Here is a 23,827-nt window from a genome sequence, read left to right as displayed (position 1 = left end):
CAAAACACTGAAAAGATTCAGGGTTTAGTGTCAACACATTAAGCCCAATATAGACATAAGTATAGTCACTATGTAGTATCGCTACATAATTAATACCAAAAGAAACCGGGACGGCAGCCAGTTGTCAGGTGTGCAATCCATGCCTGCATAGATCGATCCCGGACATCCACGCTTACAAGTGATCGGAGAAGGCAAAGTGCGAGATATGATTGAAGATATCGATCCAATCGAAACCCAGGAATGGATGGATGCTCTCGAATCCGTCGCCAAGAATGAAGGTGACGAACGTGCCAGCTACCTGCTGAGGGAGCTCGGTAACAAGGCTACAGACCTGGGAGTGGAAGCAGGTACCAGCCTGAACACCTCCTACGTCAACACCATCTCGCCGCGTGATGAAGTGCGCATGCCGGGGGATCTGTTCATGGAGCGTCGTATCCGCTCCTTCATTCGCTGGAATGCCATGGCCATGGTCATGCGTGGCAACGACAACGATGACGCGCTCGGCGGTCACATCTCCAGCTTCTCCTCTTCTGCAACACTTTACGACATCGGTTTCAACTACTTCTTCCATGGCCCTGAGGGCGATCGCGAATCCGATATGGTCTTTTTCCAGGGCCATATCTCACCGGGTATTTACGCACGTGCCTATCTGGAAGGCCGTCTGACCGAAGAGCAGCTGGACAACTTCCGTCGCGAAGTCGACGGTAACGGTCTGTCCTCTTACCCGCACCCCTGGCTGATGCCGGACTTTTGGCAGTTCCCGACGGTATCCATGGGGCTTGGTCCGATTCAGGCGATTTATCAGGCACACGTGATGCGTTATCTGTCTGCACGTGACCTGGTGAAGCGTGGCGATCGCAAGGTATGGGCCTTCCTGGGTGACGGTGAGTGTGATGAGCCGGAAACGCTGGGTGCCATCTCTCTGGCCGGTCGCGAGCAGCTGGAAAACCTGGTCTTTGTTATCAACTGCAACCTCCAGCGTCTGGATGGTCCGGTACGTGGTAACGGCAAGATCGTTCAGGAACTGGAAGGTGTCTTTAAGGGTGCCGGCTGGAACGTGATCAAGGTTCTGTGGGGCCGTCACTGGGATCCGCTGTTCGAAAAAGACACCAAAGGTCTGCTGCGCAAGCGCATGGACGAAGTCTGTGACGGTGAGCTGCAGAACTACAAGGCTAACGGTGGTGCCTACACCCGTGAGCACTTCTTCGGCAAATATCCGGAACTGGCCGAGATGGTCAAGGATATGTCTGATGACGAGATCATGAATCTGAACCGCGGTGGTCACGACCCGTACAAGGTGTACGCGGCTTACCATCAGGCGATGAACAACAAGGGTAAACCGACGGTTATCCTTGCACAGACTGTTAAGGGTTACGGCACAGGTGACTCCGGTCAGGCCAAGAACGATACCCACTCACTGAAAAAAGTTGCCATGGACGACCTGAAAACGTTCCGTGATAACTTCAACATCCCGCTGTCTGACGAGCAGCTGAAGAGCGTTCCTTACTACCGTCCGTCTCCGGATTCCCCGGAAATGAAGTACATGTTCGAACGTCGTAAGCAGCTGGGCGGTTTCTACCCGGCGCGTCGTACCGAGTTTGAACAGTTGCAGGTACCTGAGCTTGAAGCCTTCAAGGGCCAGCTCAAGTCCAGCGGTGAGCGTACCCTGTCGACCCAGATGGCGCTGAACCGTGTGCTCAGCACGCTGGTTAAAGACAAGCAGATGGGCGAGCGCGTCGTCCCGATCGTACCGGACGAAGCGCGTACTTTCGGTATGGAAGGCATGTTCCGTCAGCTGGGTATCTACACCTCTGAAGGCCAGCGTTATGTGCCGCACGACTCTGACCAGATCATGTACTACAAAGAGTCCAAGAACGGTCAGATCCTGCAGGAAGGTATCAACGAAGCGGGTGCCATGTCGGCGTGGATTGCAGCTGCAACCTCTTATGCCAACAGCAACTGCGCCATGGTGCCGTTCTACATCTTCTACTCCATGTTCGGTTTCCAGCGCATCATGGACCTGGCTTGGGCGGCAGGTGACTCCCAGGCACGCGGCTTCCTGATCGGCGCAACGTCCGGCCGTACTACGCTGAACGGTGAGGGTCTGCAGCACCAGGATGGTCACAGCCACCTGATGGCGCAGATGATTCCGAACTGTGTGTCCTACGATCCGACCTACGGCTACGAGCTGGCCGTAATTGTTCAGGACGGCTTGCGCCGCATGTATCAGGATCAGGAAAACAAGTTCTATTACATCACCACGCTGAACGAAAACTACCAGCATCCGGAAATGCCTCAGGGTGCTGAAGAAGGCATCATCAAGGGCATGTACCTGCTGGAAGAAGGCAAGAAGGCCGACCTCAAGGTACAGCTGATGGGCTGTGGCTCCATTCTCCGTGAAGTACGTGAAGCTGCCACCATTCTGCGTGAAGAGTTTGGCGTCGAGTCCGATGTCTGGAGCACAACTTCAATCAACGAGCTGCGTCGTGAAGCTCAGGATGTAAGCCGCTGGAACCTGCTGCACCCGGAACAGGAGCTGCGCACCTCTTACGTTGAGCAGTGCCTGGACGGTCACGAAGGTCCGGTTATCGCATCAACTGACTATATGCGTATGTATGCAGACCAGCTGCGTGAATTCATCCCGCGCCGTTACAAGGTACTGGGTACTGATGGTTTCGGTCGCTCCGATACTCGCGGCAAGCTACGTGAGTTCTTCGAAGTAAACCGTTACTACGTAGTAGTTGCGGCCCTGCGTGCGCTGCAGGAAGAGGGCAAGCTGGAGGCTTCGGTTGTCGCCAAGGCCATTCAGACGTTCAACATCAACCCGGAAAAGCCGGCGCCCTGGACACTGTAAGTGACAGGCGAGTGAACTTCTGACTGGTTTTAAGCGAGAGGAATTATTGTGACTACGACTACCATTAATGTGCCTGATATCGGCGGTAGCGAAAACGTCGACATTGTTGAAGTATGTGTCAGCGTGGGTGACAGCATCGCCGAGGGTGATTCTCTGATTGTGCTGGAAACAGACAAGGCTTCCATGGAAGTGCCGTCGACCCATTCCGGCGTTGTTAAAAATATTATTGTCTCTGAAGGCGGTACCTGCAGCGAAGGTGATGCCATTCTTGAGCTGGAAGTTGAAGGTGAGGGCGAAGCGCCCGCAGCTGAAGCCCCGGCAGAAGCGGCGCCTGCTGCTGAGCCTGCGCCGGCACCTGCAGCATCAGCCAGTAGCGTCGAGCAGGTGTTGGTGCCGGACCTGTCGGGTGCTGACAACGTTGATGTGATCGAAGTGCTGGTCGCTGAAGGTGACGAAATCGCTGAAGGTGACAGCCTGATCACGCTGGAAACCGACAAGGCCTCCATGGAAGTGCCTGCGCCCAAGGGTGGCAAGGTTGTTTCCATGAAGATCAAGGAAGGTGACCAGGTCAATGAAGGCGACCTGCTGCTTGAGCTTGAAGTCAGTGGCGGTGCGCCCGCAGAGCCTGCTGCGGCAGAACCGGCTGCTCCGGCTGCTGAAGCGGCGCCTGAGCCCGCAGCGGCCGCGCCGGCCCAGTCTGGCGGTGTCGAAACTGTGACTGTGCCTGATCTGTCCGGCGCGACGGACGTTGACGTGATTGAAGTGTTGGTTGCCGAAGGTGACGAAATCGCTGAAGGCGACGGCCTGATCACGCTGGAAACCGATAAGGCTTCCATGGAAGTGCCTGCGCCCAAGGGTGGTAAGGTTGTTTCCATGAAGATCAAGGAAGGTGACCAGGTCAACGAAGGTGATGTGGTTCTGGAGCTTGAGGTTGCTGGTGCACCTGCTGCTGCGGCCCCGGCACCGGCAGCAGAGGCTCCCAAGGCGGCTGCTCCTGCTGCTGCTCCTGCTGCTGCTCCGGCTGCAGCACCTGCCAAATCTGCGGCTCCTGCGGCTGACAAGAATGTCGACCTGAACGCGCTCGAGAAGAAAAACCGCAATGTGCATGCTGGCCCGGCTGTTCGCGCGCTGGCGCGTGAGTTCGGGGTTGAGCTGGCCAATGTGTCCGGTACGGGTCGTAAGGGCCGTATCCTGAAGGAAGACGTTCAGGCGTACGTTAAATCTGCCCTTAAGCAGCTGGCTGAAAAAGGCCCGGCTGCGGCGACGGGTGGTAGCGGTATTCCTGCCATTCCGGCGGTAGACTTCAGCAAGTTCGGTGAGACCGAAATGGTTAAGCTGAGCAAGGTCGACAAGATCACCCGTGACAATATGTCACGTTGCTGGCTGAACATTCCGCACGTTACTCAGTTCGACGAAGCGGACATTACCGAGCTGGAATCTTTCCGCAAGGAAATGAAAGATGCGGCTGCGAAAGAGGGCGTTAAGCTCACGCCGCTGCCCTTCATGATCAAGGCTGCTGCCATTGCGCTCAAGCGTCATCAGAAGTTCAATGCGTCTCTGCATCACGATGGCGAACACATCGTGTATAAGAAGTACGTGAACATCGGTATCGCTGTGGATACGCCTAATGGTCTGATGGTGCCGGTTATCAAGGATGCGGATCAGAAGAGCATCTATGATCTGGCCCGTGAGGCGACCGAGTTGGCCGGCAAGGCCAAGGATCGCAAGCTGAAGCCGAACGAAATGCAGGGCGCCTGCTTCACCATCTCCAGCCTGGGTGGCATTGGTGGTACCGGCTTTACGCCGATCGTGAATGCCCCTGAAGTGGCAATTCTGGGCATCTCCAAGGCCGACATCAAGCCGCGCTGGAATGGCAAAGAGTTTGAGCCGCGCATGATGCTGCCTCTGTGCCTGTCCTACGATCACCGCGCTATTAATGGTGGTGATGCGGGGCGTTTCCTGACAGACCTTAATGGCCTGCTGAGCGATATCCGTCGACTGGTGCTCTAAGCCAGCTAGCCAAATAAAAAAGGGGTGTGACGCGAGTCACACCCCTTTTTTTGTGTTGATTTTAAAGCGGAAGGTAGCGGGTTTTTAAAACACCGCTACCTGACGATTAGCCGTAGAATGCCATCTTAATGACGAACAGGGCCGACAGGATCCACAGGGCAGGGTTGAGCTGGTCAAAACGTCCGCTCAGGGCCTTGATCGCTGTGTAGGAGATGATGCCGAACGCGATGCCGGTGGTGATAGAGAAAGTCAGGGGCATGCTGACAGTCGCGATCACAACCGGAGCCGCTTCGGTGATGTCATCCCAGTCGATATTCACCAGGCTGTGCGTCATCAGGACGGCAACAAACAGCAGTGCTGGTGCTGTTGCGTAGGCCGGGATGGTGCCTGCCAGCGGAGACAGGAACAGGCAGGCGATAAACAGCAGGCCCACGACAACGGCAGTCAGGCCGGTGCGACCGCCAGCAGCGATACCAGCGCCGGATTCGATGTAGCTGGTGGTGGTGGATGTGCCCATCACGGAACCGGCCATGGTGGCGGTGGAGTCGGCCATCAGGGCGCGGCCCAATCGGGGTAGCTTGCCGTCCGGTGTCAGCATTTTGCCTTTCTGGGCAACTGCGATCAGGGTGCCGGAGGTATCGAACAGGTCAACGAACAGGAATGAAAAGATAACGCTGAGCAGGCCGATGCTGAGTGCGCCGCCAATATCAAGCTGCCCCAGTGTGGGTGCCAGCGAGGGTGGGGCTGAGGCGATGCCATTGAATTCAACGTGGCCGGTTGCAAGGCTGATCAGAGTGATTGCCAGGATGCCGATCATCACTGAGCCGGTGACACGGCGGTAGTACAGAGTGGCGATAATGATAAAGCCCAGGCAGGCCATGATCGCGCCCCATTGGCTCATATCGCCAATGGTGACGAGAGTGGCCTGATTGTCGGTAACGATGCCGGCGTTCTTGAGGCCGATGAAGCCAAGAAACAGGCCGATACCGGCGCCAATGCCACCCTTAAGAGAAAGGGGGATGCTGTTAATGATCCACTCGCGAATGCGGAAGATCGACAGCAGGAAGAAGCAGACACCTGAAATGAAGACGGCACCCAGTGCTGTTTCCCAGCTGTAGCCCATCTGGCCAACAACGGTGAAACTGAAAAAGGCGTTAAGGCCCATGCCGGGCGCCAGAGCGATCGGATAGTTGGCCCAGAAACCCATCACGAAACAGCCAATGGCAGCGGCAAGACAGGTTGCGACAAAGACGGCACCTGAGTCCATTCCGGCTGCAGCGAGCATCGAAGGGTTGACGAAAATGATGTAGGCCATTGTCAGGAAAGTGGTCAGGCCTGCAACGACTTCGGTTTTCACCGATGTTTGGTGCTCGGAGAGCTTAAAGAGCTTGTCCAGCATTGGAATATCCCACTGATTGCGCAATAAAGGAGACATTTTACCTGAGTCTCGTTATTGAACCAGTAGGAAAAAATAAAGCGGGAAAGAAAATTGGTCGGGATGACAGGATTTGAACCTACGACCCCTGCCTCCCGAAGACAGTGCTCTACCAGGCTGAGCTACATCCCGACGCAATACTTAGTTTTCAGCAAGTGGTCGGGGTGACAGGATTTGAACCTACGACCCCTGCCTCCCGAAGACAGTGCTCTACCAGGCTGAGCTACACCCCGACAAAGCTGAAAGCTAAGTGTTTGTTCTGATTAGTAGTCTGGCGTGGGAGCGCCTCAATCAGGAACGGGGCGCATTATAGAGAGCCCAGCGGCACTTGCCAATAGTCGAGGGGAAAAATGTTAAGAAAATAAGTACACTCGCCGTTTCAGACTTCACATGGAGGAAGTGGGCGATGCTCATGGGACTGCTGATATTGCTGGTGTGTCAGTTGCTGGGTGAGTGGCTGGTGCTGGCATTGGTGCTGCCTGTACCGGGTCCGGTTATGGGGATGGTGTTGATGTTGGTCGCATTAATCCTGATGCGTCGCGTGCCGGACATGATTCGCACACCGTCCGAAGGCTTGCTGCGCCACTTGGCGTTGCTGTTCGTGCCTGCTGGTGTCGGTTTGACGGTACATGCTGAATTGATCGCCAAAGAGTGGCTGGTCATTCTGGTTGCTCTGGTACTGAGTACTGTGGTCACGATTATTGTGACGGCCCTGGTTCTGAAGCGATTGACCCGAAACCTGAACCTGGATGCAGCGGAGGGTGAGCATGAGTAATTTCTGGGTCTACTTTGCTGCCAAGCCGCTGTGGTGGATTATTGTCACCATTGCGACCTTCCTCTTCACCTCATGGCTGAATCGGCGCGTGGGGGGGACACCCCTGTTGCATCCGGTGCTGGTAGCGCTGACGCTGATTATTATTCTCCTGCGCCTGACCGGAACCGACTATGACACCTATTTCGAAGGTGCGCAGTTTATTCACTTCATGCTGGGCCCGGCCACGGTAGCTTTGGCCATTCCGTTGTACGACCATTTTGAGCGCGTAAAAAAGATGCTGGTGCCCTTGCTGGTGGCCTGTTTCTGTGGGGCGCTGACGGCCTCTCTGTCCGTCATCCTGGTGGCCTGGTTGCTGGGTGCATCCGAGGGCACCTTGTTGTCACTTGCACCCAAATCGGTCACCTCGCCGATCGCGATTGGTATTGCGGAGAAAATAGGTGGTTACCCATCGCTTGCGGCGGGCCTGGTATTGATTACTGGCGCTATCGGTTGCCTTGCGGCGCCCCCCATCTTCCGCTGGTTGAAAATAGAAGATGACGCGGTCAAAGGGTTCACGCTGGGCTTGTCATCTCACGGCTTTGGAACAGCCTTTGCTTTTGAGTTCAGTACATTGGCAGGTGCCTTTGCGGGGCTGGCGATGGGGCTGACTGGGTTGCTGACAGCCTTTCTGGTGCCGGTGTTGGTGGGCTTGCTGGGGCTTGGTTAATAAAGTAAGTCCTCATTAAAAGGCTATGGTCGATTTGCCAAAAAATGCGACCGGCAGTAAAGTTCGCCCCCGTTAAGGTGTGCACAAACCCAATCAGAGGTACAAACTGACGATGACTCCGCTCGAGCGATACCAGCAGGATCTGAAACGTGATGATTTCTCCTATGATCCGACACAGGAAATGGCTGTAGGGCATCTGCAGCGCCTGTACGATGATCTGGTAGCCGCGGAGCGAGCGCCCAAGCCGAGCTTCATGCAGCGTCTGGGCGGCAAGATCAAGCGTCAGAAGGAAGAGCCCATCAAGGGATTGTACTTCTGGGGAGGTGTTGGTCGTGGCAAAACTTACCTGATGGATACCTTCTTCGACAGCCTGCCGTTCGAACGCAAGATGCGTACCCACTTTCACCGCTTTATGCAGCGTGTGCATAAGGAGCTGAAAGAGCTGGATGGCACCAAGAACCCCTTGGTAGAGATCGGTCGCAAATATGCCGATGAAACACGGATCATCTGCTTTGACGAGTTCTTCGTTACCGATATTACCGATGCCATGATTTTGGGCGGTCTTATGCAGGAGCTGTTTAACAACGGTGTAGCTCTGGTAGCTACCTCCAATATTGTGCCCGATGGCCTGTACAAGGATGGTTTGCAGCGCCAACGCTTCCTGCCGGCTATCGATATGCTCAAACGCTACACCGAAGTGGTGAATGTAGACGGCGGTGTCGATTATCGTCTGCGTACCCTCGAGCAGGCTGAGCTTTACCACTGGCCGCTGGATGAGGGGGCAGACAAGAGCCTGAATGCCAGCTTTGAAAGCTTGGCACCTGACCTTGAGGAAGAGCAGAGAGAAGCCGAAGTCGAGGTTAACGGCCGTCTCATTAAAGCGCGTCGTGTGTGTGAAGATGTGGCCTGGTTTGATTTCAGCGCGCTTTGTGAAGGCGCGCGCTCGCAGAACGACTATATTGAGTTGGGCAAGATCTACCATGCGGTGCTGCTGAGCAATGTACCGCAAATGGGGCGGAAGAATGATGATGCTGCTCGCCGCTTCATCAACCTGGTGGATGAGTTCTACGATTCCGGGGTTAAGTTGATTATCTCTGCTGAAGTAGGGATTCCTGATATCTACACCGAAGGCCGATTGAATTTCGAGATTGAGCGCACCCAGAGTCGACTGTTGGAAATGCAGTCGCATGAATACCTGGCGCGCGAGCATCGTGCCTGAAGTTCGATGCAATCTACACTTCCCATACCCTTTGGGTGTGGGTATAATGCGCGCTCCCTGATTGCAGGGTGCCGAAAAAGTGTACGTTAGGGTCTTAACAAAAGACGCTAACCAATAACTATAAGGTAAGTCGGAATTACCGGTAACAGCCGGGTTCGAGACTTAAATTGTAAGGTGAACCATTCATGAAAACTTTTACTGCCAAACCGGCCGAAGTAAAACGCGACTGGTACGTTGTGGACGCAGAGGGCAAAACTCTGGGTCGCCTGGCTACTGAAATTGCACGTCGTCTGCGCGGCAAGCATAAGCCGGAATACACCCCGCACGTTGACACCGGTGACTACATCGTTGTCGTTAACGCCGCGAAAGTACACGTTACCGGCAAGAAGCGTAACGACAAAATGTACTACCGTCACTCTGGTTTCCCGGGTGGCCTGAAGGAAGCCAACTTTAACAAGATGGTTGAAACCTTCCCTGAGCGCACTATCGAGCTGGCTGTTAAAGGCATGCTGCCGAAAGGTCCGCTGGGCCGTGCCATGTACACCAAGCTGAAAGTGTACGCCGGTGCTGAACATCCGCACCAGGCTCAGCAGCCGAAAGAACTGAACGTCTAAGGGGAAGGTGAAGATGTCTACTACTCAGTATTACGGTACCGGCCGTCGTAAAACCTCTACTGCTCGTGTATTCCTGCGTCAGGGTACCGGCAAGATCATGATCAATAACCGCACTCTGGAAGAGTACTTCGGTCGCGTAACTGCGCGCATGATCGTTAAGCAGCCGCTGGAACTGACCGACACTGTCGAGAAGTTCGATGCGCACATCACCGTTAAAGGTGGTGGCGGTTTCGGCCAGGCTGGTGCTATCCGTCACGGTATTACCCGTGCGCTGATGGAATACGATGAGACTCTGCGCGGTGCGCTGCGTGAAGCGGGTTACGTTACTCGTGACGCACGTATGGTTGAGCGTAAGAAAGTCGGTCTGCGTAAAGCACGTAAGCGTCCGCAGTTCTCCAAGCGTTAATCGCTGGCGATCTGGTCGCATTATGTATGCGAAAAAAGCCTGCAGCCTGCGTGGTTGCGGGCTTTTTTTGTTTCTGGGATCAGGTCAATAAAAGCGTTGTTCGCCTAATGGAGAGGGCATTATACCTTGTAAAAAAAGGGTATTTTCTTTAACATTCGGCGCATTTGAACAAACCGATTTTGTGTTTTTCATGACTGAGCGGCCCGTTTGTCTTTTGTGTCCAGCAGAAGCGGCAGGTCGATTGAGGGGAGATGAAGTTAATGAGCAATGACGGCGTGAATAAGGGTCGACGTCGTCTCCTGATCGGTGCCACATCTGCAGTGGGTGCAGTAGGTGCTGTAGGAGCGGCCGTCCCGTTCGTGGCTTCCTGGAATCCGAGTGCCAAGGCTAAAGCCGCTGGCGCGCCTGCCAAGGCGGATATCAGCAAGCTCGAGCCAGGTCAGCAGATGACCGTTGAATGGCGTGGTAAGCCGGTATGGATTGTCCGTCGCGGTGAAGAAGCGCTGGCTAATCTGGAGAAGCTGAACGACAGCTTGGCGGATCCCAAGTCGGAAAAAGAGCAGCAGCCGGATTACATTCCGAAAACCGCTGCCCGTGCTATCCGTCCAGAATTCGCCGTCATGGTTGGTATTTGTACCCACCTGGGGTGCTCACCGACGTATCGCCCGGAAGTTGCACCGGACGACCTGGGTCCGAACTGGCTCGGCGGCTTCTTCTGCCCCTGTCACGGTTCGCGTTTTGACCTCTCAGGCCGTGTATTCAAGTCCGTACCGGCTCCGACCAACCTGGTCATCCCGCCGCACTCGTACGAAGACGACAATACACTGATTATCGGTGTTGATCCGGAGACTGCATAATGGCTGGCACACGAAATAAAGGGAATCCGGGCCTGATGGGCTGGATTGACGACCGCTTCCCGGCAACTGCCATGTGGGAAGATCACCTGTCCAAATACTACGCGCCGAAGAACTTCAACTTCTGGTACTTTTTTGGCTCCCTGGCACTGCTGGTGCTGGTTAACCAGATCCTGACCGGTATCTGGCTGACCATGAGCTACAACCCGAGCGCCGAAGGTGCGTTCGCATCCGTTGAGTACATCATGCGTGATGTGGAATACGGTTGGCTGTTGCGATATCTCCACTCTACCGGCGCGTCTGCCTTCTTCGTAGTGGTTTACCTGCACATGCTGCGTGGCATCATGTACGGTTCCTACCGCAAGCCGCGTGAGCTGGTGTGGATCTTCGGTATGACCATCTACCTTGCGCTGATGGCTGAAGCCTTCATGGGCTACCTGCTGCCGTGGGGCCAGATGTCTTACTGGGGTGCTCAGGTAATCATCTCCCTGTTTGGTGCCATCCCTGTCATCGGTCCGGACCTGCAGCAGTGGATCCGTGGTGACTTCCTGATCTCCGGCATCACTCTGAACCGCTTCTTCGCCCTGCACGTTATCGCACTGCCGATCGTGATCCTGGCGCTGGTTGTTCTGCACATCATCGCCCTGCACGAAGTGGGTTCCAACAACCCGGACGGCGTTGAAATCAAAGAGAAGAAAGACGAAAACGGCGTACCGCTGGACGGCATTCCGTTCCACCCGTACTACACCGTTAAAGACATCGTCGGTGTTGTCGTCTTCCTGTTCGTGTTCTGTACCGTGGTCTTCTTCTTCCCTGAAGGTGGCGGTTACTTCCTCGAGAAGCCGAACTTCGAGCCGGCTAACCCGCTGAAGACACCTAACCATATTGCCCCGGTCTGGTACTTCACACCGTTCTACGCCATGCTGCGTGCGATCACCTTCCCGATGTTTGGTCTGGACGCCAAGTTCTGGGGTGTTGTGGTGATGGGTGCTGCTATTGCAATCCTGTTCGTACTGCCCTGGCTGGATCGTAGCCCGGTCAAGTCCATTCGTTACAAGGGCTGGCTGAGCAAAGTCTGGCTGCTGATCTTCATTGTCAGCTTCGTGATTCTGGGTGTACTGGGTGTTCTGCCGGCAACTGAAGGTCGTACTATGCTGTCTCAGCTGTGCACAGCACTGTACTTCGCATTCTTCCTGCTGATGCCGTTCTACACACGCATGGAGCGTACTAAACCGGTTCCGGAAAGGGTGACAGGCTAATGAAAAAGTTTTTTATCACATTGTTGATGGCGCTGGCGCCGGTAACTGCCAGTGCTGCCGGTGGCGCCGGTGTGCCGCTGGACTCCTTCGACGCTGACCTGACAGATAAGGCGTCTCTGCAGCGTGGTATGCAGACCTTCGTTAACCGCTGCATGGGTTGTCATGAAGCGGGCTACCAGCGTTTCGAGCGTGCCGCTCAGGACCTGGATGTACCGAACGAGCTGGTTGAGCAGTACCTGATCTTTGATCCGGAAGTGAAGATCGGCGAGCACATGAAAAATGCCATGCCGAAAGAAGTAGCCGCCGGCTGGTTTGGTGCACCGCCGCCCGATCTGACACTGGAAGCGCGTCTGCGTGGTGGTGACTGGGTTTACACTTACCTGCGCAGCTTCTACATGGACGAAAACCGTCCCTGGGGTGTCAACAACGCTGTATTCCCGGACGTTGGTATGCCCAACGTGCTGGAAGACCTGCAAGGTAAAGTGGCACTTCACTGCACGCCTGCAGAGTTGGCGCACGGCGGTCATGAAGAAATCGATCCGCTGACTGGTAAAACCATGGGTGGCTGTCTGACAGTTGCCGAGTCTGGTTCCCAGTCTCCGGAAGAGTTCGACAAGACTGTCTACGACCTGGTCAACTTCATGACCTACATGGGCGAGCCTTCGCGCATGGAGTCTGAAAGCCTGGGTACCAAGGTCCTGATCTTCCTGGCGATTCTGTTTGTCTTTGCCTTTGCTCTGAAGAAAGAGTACTGGAAAGACATACACTGATCTCTGGTACACTCGGGATCTGAAACTACGCGGTCGTAAGGCCGCGTAGATTTTTTGTTTTTAGAAACAACCTTTTTGATGGGGATAGTTCGATGGGCGTAGTGGCCAAGCGTTCTTCCATGACCTTTTATTCGGATGGTTACGACCATTACAGTCACCGTGTACGTATCGTACTCTGTGAAAAAGGCGTGGCAGTTGATGTAGTGGATTGTAAAGCTAGTGAGCTGCCGGAGGATGTTGCGGCACAGAACCCCTACAACAGCCTGCCGACATTGCTTGATCGCGATCTGGTTTTGTATGAACCGAACGTGATGATGGAATACCTCGACGAGCGTTTCCCGCACCCGCCGCTGTTGCCGGTATACCCGGTTGCGCGTGCTGAAAGCCGTCTGTACATGCACCGCATCCAGCGTGACTGGTGTGTACTGGTTGACCGTATCCTGTCCGATGAAGGCACCGATGACGAGCTGGACGAAGCGCGTAAAGAGCTGAGCGACAGCCTGGTTGCAGTATCACCGATCTTTGATGAAAAGCCGTTCTTCATGAGCGACGAGTTTACGCTGGTTGATTGCTGCCTGGCGCCGATCTTGTGGCGTTTGCCGCAGCTGGGAATTGAGCTGCCTGAAGCTCAGACTACTGCGCTGCAGGGCTACATGGATCGCCTGTTCGAGCGTGAAGCCTTCCAGGCCAGCCTGTCTGACTACGAGCGCGAACTGCGCGACTAAACGCGGGCGCCTTGGTAAAGGCAGTACCACGTTACAAACAGGGATGGAGGTCACTTCATCCCTTTTTTATATCTACGCGACCCATGACTGCTGCAGGAGGTCCTTTCCTGTAGCGATGCAATCTGGAGAGTGAATAATGAGTGCCATCAAACCCAGCCGACCCTATCTGCTGCGCGCGTTGTATGAATGGGTACTGGATAATGACATGACGCCACATATCGCTGTCGATGCGAGAGTGGTTGGCGTTCAGGTGCCGGAGCAGTTTGTCCAGGACGGACAGATTACCCTGAACATTGCCCCGGGAGCGGTGCAGGGGCTGTTGATCGATGATCAGGGCATCAGTTTCAGTGCCCGCTTTGGCGGTGTGCCCATGAATGTATATGCACCCATGGTTGCGGTACTGGCGCTGTTCACCCGTGAGAATGGAATGGGTATGGGATTCGGTATGGAGCCGGGGGCCGATATTCTGGTGGAGCAGGCGGAAGCGGAAGAAGAAGAGCAGTCTGCAACGCTTACACCGGTACCGGATGCACCGGAACAGTCTGAAGCTGATGCAGGGGCCGATGAAAACGGTCAGGACGAGGAGGCTGCAAAGCCGGCTGCGAAAAGCGGTAAGCCGACCCTGCGAGTGGTGAAGTAACAGGGAAGAGCCGCTGCTGGATCAGCAGCGGCTATCAGGCATCAATTGATGTATTCGAACACCTTGACGATCTTGCGTACACCGACCACGGAGCGAGTGATATCCACTGCAAGGTCGGCTTCCTGTCGATTTACCAGTCCCATCAGATAAACCACACCGTTTTCGGTAACCACTTTGATTCGGCCGCCGGCAACGCGTTTATCAGCCAGCATCTGTACCTTGATTCGGCTGGTGAGGTAAACATCGTTGCTGCGAACGATGGTTGAAGTCGGGCCGGCAATATCCAGCTCATTATGTACCTTGCGCACATGCTGTGTCTGGCGTGCAATGCGCTCGGCTTCCTGCTTCACGTTCTGGTCCGGGACCTGACCAATCAGCAGTACCTGACCATTGTAGCTGACAACATTTACATGCGACTGGGCCAGTGCCTGGGAGCCCTTGCCAACATTGACCAGAATCTTGGTCTCGATGACTTCGTCTTCCAGGTAGCGTCCCAAAGTGCGGCTGCTCGGGTCTTCCTGGATCGGCTCTTCACGGGCAGTTCCAATCAGGGTTGCGCAACCGGATGTAACCAGGGTGGACGCCAGCATAAGAGCGACCAGAGGGCGTTTGAACATTAATCAGCCTCCAAACAGTTGATATTCAATCAGATCACACAAACAGTGCAGGACCAGAAGGTGAGCGCCATGTATCAGGGCATCTTCGCCACCGGGTATGCAGATCTCGATTTCATCCGGCAGCAGCAGGGCTGCCATATTGCCACCATCGCCACCGCTCAGCGCAATGACCATCATCTCCCGGTCATGGGCCGCCTGAATGGCTTGCACCAGGCTATTGGCACGCCCGTGCGTTGATATCAGCAACAGAATGTCACCGGGTTGGCCCAGTGCGCGTATCTGCTTGGCATAGACATCGGCAAAGCCGGTCTCTTCGCTGATCCCGCTGATGGCGGCTGCATCGTTCAGGGTCATGGCGGGCAGGCCCGGGCGTTCATGACGAAAACGGTTCAGCAGCAGTGAGCTGAAATGCTGTGCCAGGGCGGCTGAGCCGCCGTTACCGACACACAGGATCTTCTGTTCACTGACCAGACATTGGAGCAGGAGTTCACCGGCCTCAGCTATCAGGGGAGTGTGCTGCTCAATAGTGAGCGCATTGGTCTCCATGGTGTTGTGAAACTGGCTGACAATGCGGTCTTCGAGTTCCATTTAAAGCCTTTTCCGGTGTTCAGGGTCTAAAAGCGTCTTTATACCATATCGGAGGGTTAGACTCCGAATCTCCTTCATACGCAATAACATCAAAACGGCATGGCAGTTGGCTCCAGTGCGGGTTGCGGCTGAGCATGTAGCGAGCCGCGCGAACCAGTTTCTGCTGCTTGCGCCAATCGACCGATGCCGCAGCGCCACCATGGAGCCGGCCTGAGCGTGCACGGACTTCTACAAACACCAGGTGTTCGCCGTCACGCATGATCAGGTCTATCTCGCCCAGGCGGCAGTGAGCATTGCGTTGTATGGTCTGGAGTCCTTGTTGGCAGAGCCATTGCTCTGCATGCAGTTCGGCATCCTTGCCGATACGGTTGCGATCCATCGCATTCTCCATAAGGTTTACTGGGCCGGAACTCCTTCACTGGTTTCAGCAGCGTCGGTAGTGGCATCCGTTGCCTGGCCCGTCTCGTTGGGGGATTCAATTTCAGCGGTCTGGCTTTCAGTGATGCTCAGGGGCATGCCCTGTTCAAAACGAGTGCAGGTCAGTTCACGCTGAAGCTGGCGGTCGCGCATGATCTGCAGGCGGCCGGTTTCGCCGTCAATATACACGCCGGGTGACAGCTGCAACTGTTCCAGCCAGGGGTAGATATTGATGGCGTCCACGCCCAGTGCATAGAGGCGACCGAAGCGGGACAGGGTGTTTTTGCCGCTGCTGCTGAGCAGTCGGTGGGCATCGCTCGGCGGCTGGAGAATCCAGGGCAGATCACAGAACTGAATGCCATTCAGGTCCACGTCACGGGTTGCATCAGCATCGCCGGGGTAGAGGTGCGAGGTGGCATAGATCGGCATGTCGGCTGCAAAATGGTAATCCAGCATCGGCTTGATCAGGCGAGCCGCTTCAGGCAGGGCCGTCAGCAGAATCGCATCGGCATCCTTGCGGCGACGCTCCTGGAATTCCAGTCGGTGGCGCAGCAGTTCGCGCAGTGACTGTTCGCGCGCCTTGCTTGCATCGGTCTTCATCAACTGCGCAACCTGCGCGTCATAGTTGGCATTCACATCGTAGCCAAGGGTACCGACGACCTGGCCGCCAACTTGCTCGACATGGTTGGTCAGGCTGTCACGAACTCGGTCGCCCCAGGGAGCGCCAGGGGTGATGACAAGAAAGCGCTTGTGGCCTTCAGCAACCGCTTTCTGGGCCAGGGTGCGGGCTTCATGCTCTGAAGAAAGCTCCAGCTGCCAAGGCGTGGAAGGGCCGGCAGGAGCGGAGTTCAGGGCCAGCACGGGAATGTCCAGTTGTGGCATGCTGGAAAGCTGCTGAATCAGGGTGTTATCTAGCGGGCCGATGAGGAAGTCGACATTCAGCTGACGTGCCTGCAGCATGATTTGCGAGGCATCAAACAGTTGGGATGAGTCAATATTGACCAGTGTTGGTGTCGGCTTTCCCTGCTGGCGCGCAACTTCCAGCGCGGCTTCCATACCTTCACGAATGGCTGTTGCCGGTTTTGCCAGATTGCCACTCAAGGGCAGTACAACCCCGATACGATTGGCGCTAATCAGCTCCCCAGCGGCTTCAACCACCATCATATCTTCCGGCGGGAGCTGCATGGCAGGGTGTGATTCCCAGAGAATGCGCCAGTCATTGAGGGCTTGCTCACGCGTAGGCAGGTCAGTGCTTTGACGTAGCATCAGGGCCAGCTCCAGCCAGCCCTGCTCAAAATAGTCGTTACTGGTGTTCATGCTGGCGCGCAGCTGGGGCTGAGGTACGCGTTGCAATACCTGCCAGATCTGATTGTGGTATCGCTGCTGCTCGGCGGGATCAATGCTCAGCTGGCTGCTCAGCATCAATTCACGAGCAGCGGCCAGTGGGTCATCCTGCTGCAGCCAGACATCGGCACGCAGTTGTGCCAGCTCAGCCTGCTGATCGGCAGGCAACGCGCCAAAACGTGACGGGTCCAGGTAACGCATCAGTTCCTGGGTGTTATCAGAGTCCAGGGGGGCGCGCACGCGTGCGACTTCAAAAGCCAGTTCCGGGGGAAGCTGCTCCAGGTCGATCATCGTCAGAGTGGCCAGTGCCTGTTCCGGCTGGTCTTCCTGCAGCATGATCTGTGCCGCGCGCAAACGCAGTTGCGCGGCGGTTACCGGTGTTTCTGTCTGCGCCTGACGTAGCAGGTCATCAATGCTTTCCTTGGCGGTAGCCGTTTTGTCGACGACCTGTGGGGGCTTCTGCGGGCTTGAGCAGCCACTGATCAGCGCGGCTGTAAGCAGAAGGCTGAAAGACAGCCGGGGCAAAATCGTCATATAATCAGGGTCCTAGCAACCAGTGAGTATCCTTAATGTCTGAACCGGTTCTCTACATCGTGGCAACGCCGATCGGTAACCTCGCAGACCTGTCCGAACGTGCGCGAGAGGTGCTGGGCAGTGTCGATCATGTCGCTGCCGAAGACACCCGTCACAGCGGACGTTTGCTGGCTCACTTTAACATTAAAGTCCCCATGATTTCAGTGCATGATCACAACGAGCGCCAGCGGGCCGAGCATGTTATCAACCTGTTGCGAAATGGCGAGAGTATTGCACTTGTCAGTGACGCCGGTACCCCGCTGATTTCTGATCCCGGGTTCCACCTGGTACGAGCCGTGCGTGAAGCCGGCTTCAGGGTTTCACCGGTGCCGGGCAGCTGTGCCTTTGTTGCTGCCCTGTCTGCATCGGGGCTGCCGTCTGACCGCTTTCAATTTATAGGTTTTTTGCCCGCCAAAAGCGGCGCGCGCCTGCAGGCGCTGGAAGCGTTGTCCGAGAATACGGAAACACTGGTGTTCTATGAGTCGACACACCGCATCGTTGATAGTCTCAAGGCAATGTCCGAGGCGTTTGGGGGGGATCGTTATGCGGTGGTCGCCCGAGAGCTGACCAAGACCTTCGAAACCATTCATGGAGATAGTCTTGAGGGGCTGTTGAAGTGGATTCAGGCCGACGCCAATCAGCAGCGCGGTGAGTTTGTTGTGCTGGTGCAGGGGGCTGAAAAGGTGCTTGATGATGAGAGCATCAATCCCGAGGCTGAACGTATTCTGCGGATTCTGGCCAAGGAAATGCCGCCCAAAAAAGCAGCAGGTGTTGCTGCTGAAATCACCGGCTACAAGAAAAATCGCTTATATCAGCTGCTGATTGACTGAAGCTTCCTTTAACCGCGTGATACCTATATACTCCGCGCCGAGAGTCTGCCAGGCAATCGTCGCTGCGTTTACGCAGGGGAGGAAAGTCCGGGCTCCGCTGGGCAAGGTGCCAGATAACGTCTGGGCGGCGCAAGCCGACGGAAAGTGCAACAGAAAGTATACCGCCTAAGCATCTTCGGATGCCGGTAAGGTTGAAATGGTGCGGTAAGAGCGCACCGCGTGGGTGGCAACATTCCACGGCGATGGTAAACCCCACCCGGAGCAAGACCAAATAGGGACCCATTAAGGCGTGGCCCGCGCCGGGTCCGGGTAGGTCGCTTGAGGCCAGTGGCGACGCTGGTCCTAGATGAATGATTGCCCACGACAAAACCCGGCTTATCGGCAGACTCTCATTTTTCCCTTGCTGATCATTCGTATCAGCTCTCCTTGGACTCCATGTCTACAACCCGCGACCCTTTTTATTTCTGAAGCCTGGATTCATCATCACGACATAATTGTGTCAGCTCTTGGACATGGGCACTTCACACTTCGTTTCTAGCATCTGTTTAACCATCATCTTTGCATGGATGGCCACGCGCGACCCCCATTTCGCTTTAGAACCTGTATTCAGGAGTGGTTAGATGATTAGAATCAACGAGTTCCAGCCGAACCCTCAGGGCACTGACCCTCAAATGTCTGTGTTTGAACTTCAGGGTGAGCCGGGCACATTGTTTACAGGCTGGATCACGTCCATTGAAGGTGATAACAGCAATGCGACAATTGATAGCGCCTACCAGGTAAGCGGCACCTTCGATGAGCATGGCTTGCTTACTGTAGAAGTGCCTGATTTGGAAAACCCAAGTTTCACCGTTGTTCTTAGCAGTGAGTTCAATGGCGCCTTGGGGGATACATTTAGCCTTCTGAATACAGGTGCATTTTTCGGCACGGTGCATGATGCACTGGGCGTGCCGGATGCTTCTGCTGATGCTCCTTATCTGTTTGGAGCAGCACTTGGTGGCGCTGACTTTGCGTACACGGGTGATGAGCCACGTCTGGTGTTTCGTGACAGCCTGAGCGGTGACTGGTATGCCATTAACGATCCCGACAATGGCCAGGTGATCGATACCAATGGCAATGTGGTCGCTCCGGATGAGTTCAGCAGTGATCCGGCTTCGGGTACGGATACTTTCGGCAGCGCCAATCCGTCCCGTTCGGCTCCTGCGGCTAATCATTTTGTCGAAAGCTTCGAGCAGGCACCCGGTACAACGTACTTTCTCTCCAGCAATATTGATGACGGCAGCTTCGATTTCTTCGGCCGTTTTGCTTCTCCGGATAATGCTAATGGCGCACGCGATGACTTCCAGAGCGGTTTCGACGGTGGCTATGCCATTTTTGGTCAGGACCATGATGGCGAAGGCGGTGCCTCCACTCAGGTTGTAAGCATTCCAGGCATTGATATCGCGGGCTATGTCGACCCGGCAATGGCGGTTCGCATAGGGGCTCTATCCGGCGAACCGACCTTCCAGAACTACGAAGCGGGCGACGGAATCAGGATTTTTGCCAGTGTTGATTCGGGGCCGCGAGTGCTGGTGGCTGAGTTTGCACCTCCGGTTAGTGGCTCCGGTGACCTGAGGCTGGATACGGACGGCGACGGCATTGGCGATGGTGAGGTTTTGACCACGGCATTGAGCCGTTTGGTTTTTGATCTGCCCAATGGCGGCAGCCTACTCGATCTTGAAATCGAAATGACTTCAGATGCGAGTTATGAGCCGCTTGTTATCGACCAGGTTGAAGTGGGCGAAATGCTTGAGTTGGCACCTGAACCCGAAGGGCCTGAATCAGTCTTTATTCATCAGGTCCAAGGTTCCGGCGCTGACGTTGCGATCAGTGGTGAAGTGCTGGTTCAGGGGGTTGTGACAGGCGTTTACGATGAATCCGACGAACTGAAAGGCTTCTTTGTTCAGGAAGAAGATGCTGACACTGATAATGACAGTGCCACATCCGAAGCAATTTTTGTGTATCTGGGCTCCAGCTCCGTAGAGGGTTTGGCAGCAGGCCAGATCGTCACGGTTTCAGGTGTCGCTGAAGATTATTTCGGCATGTCACAAATCAATGTGACTGATGGCGGTGGCGTCACTATCGAAAATGCAGGCAACAATCTGAGCCTCGTCTCCACAACATCAATTGAGTTGCCCGCTCCTGGCCGCACGGATGCCGCCGAGACCTTTGAAAATGTCGAAGGCATGTTAGTGAATTTCACCGATACGCTGGTGGTCAGCGAGTACTACGAGCTGGCGCGTACCGGGCAGATAGTGCTTCAGGATGAAGAGCGTGCCTATCAATACACTCAGCTCCATGAGCCCAGTGCTGAGGGCTACGCGGCTTATCAGGATGAAGTTGCCGCAAGCCGCATTGTGATTGATGATCTTAACAACCAGCAGAACAGTGACGAAATTTTCTACCCCGGCGCTGAAGGATTTTCAGTTGATAACTTTATTCGTGGCGGCGACCAGGTCGAAGACCTGACGGGCATTCTGCATTGGAGCTGGGCTGGATATCAGGGCTCGGATACCTGGGTTGTGCGCCCGACAGAAGCCGCCCCGGTCGAGTTTAAAGAAAGTAACCCGCGTACAGATGCGCCGGAGGATGTGGGAGGCCGCCTTAAAGTAGCCAGCTTCAATGTCCTGAACCTCTTCGCAACAATTGATGATGGCGCTGCCACTACCCAGGCGGGTATGGAGCCTCGTGGCGCTGACAGCGAGGCCGAGCTGCAGCGTCAGCTGGATAAAATTGTCGCTGCACTGAGTGAAATGGATGCCGATGTCATTGGTCTGATTGAAATCGAGAACGATAACGATGAAACGCTGGCGCTGCTCGTTGATGAGCTCAATGCTGCACTGGGGACTGATCAGTATGACTATGTTCCTACCGGTGTCATTGGCTCGGATGCGATAAAGGTAGGCTTTCTCTACGACAGCTCCAGCGTGCGTATTGCCAATGATGGCGAAGCCGTTGCTGTATTGGACACCCCTGAGTTTATGGCCCCGCTGGGGACTGGTGACAAGAACCGGCCTGCTGTTGCGGTGACCTTTGAGGAACTGGCAACCGGTTCGCATTTCACGGCCGTAAACAACCATCTCAAGTCCAAAGGCTCTCCGGTGGCCGGGGAAGATCCGGGTGTTGAAGATGGGCAGGGTAATGGCTCTGAAACCCGCAAAATGGCTGCAGATGTCTTGGCTGACTGGCTGGCGACCAACCCGACAGGAGCACCTGATGATGATGTTCTGATTCTTGGGGATCTGAATGCCTATGCCAAGGAGGAGCCCTTGCAGGAGCTGCGTCAGGGCGCCGATGATCAGGCGGGTACCGAAGACGACTTCATCGACCTCGCTGCGGAAATGATCGGGGATGATGCCTATTCCTATGTCTTCGATGGGCAGCTGGGCACACTTGATTATGCACTGGCTAACCAGGCATTGCTGCCGCAGGTAACCGGTGTTACCCAGTGGCATATCAATGCGGATGAAGTAAGCCTGCTCGACTACAACGACGATATACAGGACCCGACCGAGCGAGGATATGAAGCCAAGCCGAGCGGTAATGAGCTGTATGCCGATGACCCTTACCGGTCATCGGATCATGACCCGGTCATCGTTGGGCTTGATCTTGCCCCGGAATGGAACCTGATCCGTGGCGAGGACGGGCGCAATGACTGTATTAAGGGAAGCGATGGCTCAGACCTGATCATGAGCCTGGGTGGTCGTGTTGACCGCCTCTGGGGACTTGAAGGCGAAGACTACTTCGCTGTCGGTCATGAGATGCATAACGGTGTTCGTGAAACCGATAGGATCATGGACTTTGAAGGCGGCAAGGACTCGTTGATTCTGATGGAAGGCGCCGAAATAAGGTCGATGCATGGTAGTGAGCGGTCCATGGTTATTTTCCTCGAAGGCGACCGCGACATGATCCATCTATTGGGCACGAACCTGTCGGCTGAAAACCTGAATATCCGGTATGAGCCCGCAGATCTGTTCCTCTAACACCACCTGATACAGGGTACGCATCGAAAGGCCACAGCTATCTGTGGCCTTTTGTTTTTGTATACTGAGTTCTTTGAAGCTCAAGTACATGGAGGCAAGGAACGATGGGAACAGTACCAGGCCCGGATGGCCTGCCACGCTGTGGCTGGTGTGGCGAGATTAGCGAGTTCTTCCCCTATCATGACAATGAGTGGGGCTTCCCGGTCGATGACGATATCCGTCTGTTTGAGAAGTTGTGTCTGGAGAGTTTCCAGTCAGGGCTGAGCTGGCGCACGATTCTCGCCAAGCGAGAGAACTTCCGAGCTGCCTTTGCTCACTTTGATTTCAATCGGGTGGCGCAGTTTGATGAAGCCGATATCGAGCGTCTGTTGGCAGATGCCGGTATTGTGCGTCACCGTGGCAAGATTGAAGCGGTTATCAATAATGCCCAGCGGGCCTGCGAGCTGGTGGAACGGGAAGGCTCACTGGCAGCGTACTTCTGGCAGTTCGAGCCGGATGAGCGGGGTCTTCCCGCGCCACAGACTCAATCGACGTCTGAAGCCTCGATTGCACTCTCCAAAGAGCTAAAGAAGCAGGGCTGGAAATTTGTAGGGCCCACAACCGTATATGCGTTTATGCAGGCCATGGGGCTGATCAACGATCATTTGGTCGACTGTGTCTATCGAGACATGGTGGCTGAGGCACGACAGGCATTCAAGCGACCGGTAAAAGCGAGGTGAGTATGCTCAAGGGTGTATGCAACTGTGGCGCTGTAAAGTTCAGTATTCAGGGCCCCTTGCCGGGGTTGTATCAATGTCACTGTTCCCTGTGCCAGAAGCAGAGCGGAACGGCCTCGAATGCCGGTACGCTGGTCGAATGTGAGTATTTCCGTTGGGAGTCCGGTGCTGAGTTCATCAAGCAGTGGCAAAAGCCCAGTGGTTTCAGTTCACATTTCTGTCGTGAGTGCGGTTCACCGGTGCCAAATCGTTTCAAGGACTATATGTGGGTGCCTGTGGGACTCATGTCGGGTATTACCACGCCGGTGGTGGCGCATATCTGTGTCGACGACACACCCGCCTGGGATCAGCCACAAGACACCCCGCGAAGTTACCCCGGGATGCCGGATGATATTGACGAGTTTCTCCAGTTTCTTAAATCCAGCGCCCACTAACGGCCTGGCAGCACCGTCCGGG

21 protein-coding genes, 2 tRNA genes and 1 other RNA gene are annotated in these 23,827 nt (G+C 55.2%); 17 read left to right on the top strand and 7 right to left on the bottom strand.

Annotated features, from left to right (window positions below):
• Positions 1-205: 205 nt before the first annotated feature.
• Both aceE and aceF read left to right on the top strand, forming a co-directional pair.
• Positions 206-2,854 carry a pyruvate dehydrogenase (acetyl-transferring), homodimeric type gene (gene aceE / locus O3C79_RS15300; RefSeq protein ID WP_494385799.1) on the top strand — a complete coding sequence of 883 codons (2,649 nt, stop codon included), beginning with the start codon at positions 206-208 and terminating at the stop codon, positions 2,852-2,854.
• Between the two features lie 48 nt (positions 2,855-2,902).
• A complete protein-coding gene (aceF, locus tag O3C79_RS15295) occupies positions 2,903-4,864 on the top strand; it encodes a pyruvate dehydrogenase complex dihydrolipoyllysine-residue acetyltransferase (RefSeq protein WP_494383805.1) in 1,962 nt (653 codons plus the stop codon).
• A gap of 106 nt (positions 4,865-4,970) precedes the next feature.
• On the opposite strand, the gene O3C79_RS15290 is transcribed toward aceF, so the two are convergent.
• The 3 genes from O3C79_RS15290 to O3C79_RS15280 all read right to left on the bottom strand — a co-directional run bounded on the left by O3C79_RS15290 (position 4,971) and on the right by O3C79_RS15280 (position 6,532).
• Positions 4,971-6,263, bottom strand: coding sequence for an NCS2 family permease (locus tag O3C79_RS15290; protein ID WP_010321805.1), 1,293 nt, complete (start codon positions 6,261-6,263; stop codon positions 4,971-4,973).
• A 91-nt stretch (positions 6,264-6,354) separates the two neighbouring features.
• Positions 6,355-6,431: transfer RNA gene (locus tag O3C79_RS15285), tRNA-Pro, on the bottom strand.
• A gap of 24 nt (positions 6,432-6,455) precedes the next feature.
• Positions 6,456-6,532 (bottom strand) — tRNA-Pro (locus O3C79_RS15280).
• A 173-nt stretch (positions 6,533-6,705) separates the two neighbouring features.
• Between O3C79_RS15280 and O3C79_RS15275 the strand changes: the two genes are divergently transcribed.
• The 10 genes from O3C79_RS15275 (at position 6,706) to O3C79_RS15230 (ending at position 14,267) form a co-directional block, all read left to right on the top strand.
• On the top strand, positions 6,706-7,074 hold the full coding sequence (locus tag O3C79_RS15275; protein ID WP_494383804.1) for a CidA/LrgA family protein: 369 nt from the start codon (positions 6,706-6,708) through the stop codon (positions 7,072-7,074).
• Positions 7,067-7,780 (top strand): LrgB family protein, encoded by a 714-nt coding sequence (locus tag O3C79_RS15270; protein WP_010321803.1) that lies wholly within the window; start codon positions 7,067-7,069, stop codon positions 7,778-7,780. The genes O3C79_RS15275 and O3C79_RS15270 overlap by 8 nt, the downstream gene beginning before the upstream one ends.
• A gap of 112 nt (positions 7,781-7,892) precedes the next feature.
• Positions 7,893-8,999, top strand: coding sequence for a cell division protein ZapE (gene zapE / locus O3C79_RS15265; protein ID WP_494383803.1), 1,107 nt, complete (start codon positions 7,893-7,895; stop codon positions 8,997-8,999).
• Between the two features lie 185 nt (positions 9,000-9,184).
• Positions 9,185-9,613 (top strand): 50S ribosomal protein L13, encoded by a 429-nt coding sequence (gene rplM / locus O3C79_RS15260; protein WP_010321801.1) that lies wholly within the window; start codon positions 9,185-9,187, stop codon positions 9,611-9,613.
• Positions 9,614-9,626: 13 nt separating this feature from the next.
• Positions 9,627-10,019 carry a 30S ribosomal protein S9 gene (gene rpsI, locus O3C79_RS15255; protein WP_010321800.1) on the top strand — a complete coding sequence of 131 codons (393 nt, stop codon included), beginning with the start codon at positions 9,627-9,629 and terminating at the stop codon, positions 10,017-10,019.
• Positions 10,020-10,279: 260 nt separating this feature from the next.
• Positions 10,280-10,876: a ubiquinol-cytochrome c reductase iron-sulfur subunit gene (petA, locus tag O3C79_RS15250; RefSeq protein ID WP_494383802.1), complete on the top strand. Its 597-nt coding sequence runs from the start codon at positions 10,280-10,282 to the stop codon at positions 10,874-10,876.
• Positions 10,876-12,132 (top strand): cytochrome b, encoded by a 1,257-nt coding sequence (locus O3C79_RS15245; protein WP_010321798.1) that lies wholly within the window; start codon positions 10,876-10,878, stop codon positions 12,130-12,132. Before petA ends, O3C79_RS15245 begins: the two co-directional genes overlap by 1 nt.
• Positions 12,132-12,902, top strand: coding sequence for a cytochrome c1 (locus tag O3C79_RS15240; RefSeq protein WP_494383801.1), 771 nt, complete (start codon positions 12,132-12,134; stop codon positions 12,900-12,902). The genes O3C79_RS15245 and O3C79_RS15240 overlap by 1 nt, the downstream gene beginning before the upstream one ends.
• 92 nt (positions 12,903-12,994) lie before the next feature.
• Entirely contained in the window at positions 12,995-13,627 is a 633-nt protein-coding gene (locus O3C79_RS15235; protein WP_494383800.1) for a glutathione S-transferase N-terminal domain-containing protein, read from the top strand.
• Between the two features lie 136 nt (positions 13,628-13,763).
• The gene (locus O3C79_RS15230; protein WP_494383799.1) at positions 13,764-14,267 is read left to right on the top strand and encodes a ClpXP protease specificity-enhancing factor; all 504 of its coding nucleotides are present in this window, start codon (positions 13,764-13,766) and stop codon (positions 14,265-14,267) included.
• A 41-nt stretch (positions 14,268-14,308) separates the two neighbouring features.
• Here the strand turns inward: O3C79_RS15230 and O3C79_RS15225 are convergent, their stop codons facing one another.
• The 4 genes from O3C79_RS15225 to O3C79_RS15210 are packed head-to-tail and all read right to left on the bottom strand — an operon-like array spanning position 14,309 to position 17,767.
• Positions 14,309-14,884 (bottom strand): BON domain-containing protein, encoded by a 576-nt coding sequence (locus O3C79_RS15225; protein WP_010321794.1) that lies wholly within the window; start codon positions 14,882-14,884, stop codon positions 14,309-14,311.
• Positions 14,885-14,887: 3 nt separating this feature from the next.
• Entirely contained in the window at positions 14,888-15,472 is a 585-nt protein-coding gene (locus O3C79_RS15220) for an SIS domain-containing protein (RefSeq protein WP_010321793.1), read from the bottom strand.
• Positions 15,473-15,491: 19 nt separating this feature from the next.
• Positions 15,492-15,851, bottom strand: a complete 360-nt coding sequence (locus O3C79_RS15215) for a YraN family protein (RefSeq protein ID WP_175611946.1) — start codon at positions 15,849-15,851, stop codon at positions 15,492-15,494.
• A 17-nt stretch (positions 15,852-15,868) separates the two neighbouring features.
• Positions 15,869-17,767, bottom strand: a complete 1,899-nt coding sequence (locus tag O3C79_RS15210) for a penicillin-binding protein activator (RefSeq protein WP_494383798.1) — start codon at positions 17,765-17,767, stop codon at positions 15,869-15,871.
• Positions 17,768-17,802: 35 nt separating this feature from the next.
• On the opposite strand from O3C79_RS15210, the gene rsmI reads away from it, so the two are divergent.
• The 5 genes from rsmI (at position 17,803) to O3C79_RS15185 (ending at position 23,805) form a co-directional block, all read left to right on the top strand.
• The gene (gene rsmI / locus O3C79_RS15205) at positions 17,803-18,636 is read left to right on the top strand and encodes a 16S rRNA (cytidine(1402)-2'-O)-methyltransferase (protein ID WP_494383797.1); all 834 of its coding nucleotides are present in this window, start codon (positions 17,803-17,805) and stop codon (positions 18,634-18,636) included.
• A 40-nt stretch (positions 18,637-18,676) separates the two neighbouring features.
• An RNA gene (rnpB, locus tag O3C79_RS15200) (RNase P RNA component class A) lies at positions 18,677-19,030 on the top strand.
• A gap of 226 nt (positions 19,031-19,256) precedes the next feature.
• On the top strand, positions 19,257-22,655 hold the full coding sequence (locus O3C79_RS15195) for an ExeM/NucH family extracellular endonuclease (protein ID WP_494383796.1): 3,399 nt from the start codon (positions 19,257-19,259) through the stop codon (positions 22,653-22,655).
• Positions 22,656-22,759: 104 nt separating this feature from the next.
• Positions 22,760-23,374 (top strand): DNA-3-methyladenine glycosylase I, encoded by a 615-nt coding sequence (locus tag O3C79_RS15190; protein WP_494383795.1) that lies wholly within the window; start codon positions 22,760-22,762, stop codon positions 23,372-23,374.
• A gap of 2 nt (positions 23,375-23,376) precedes the next feature.
• Positions 23,377-23,805: a GFA family protein gene (locus tag O3C79_RS15185; RefSeq protein ID WP_494383794.1), complete on the top strand. Its 429-nt coding sequence runs from the start codon at positions 23,377-23,379 to the stop codon at positions 23,803-23,805.
• Positions 23,806-23,827: the final 22 nt, after the last annotated feature.

The sequence above is a fragment of the Marinobacterium sp. NO-S09 genome (assembly GCF_059179545.1).
Note: the sequence above shows the minus strand (reverse complement) of the source record. Positions and strands in the feature narration are given on the sequence as shown.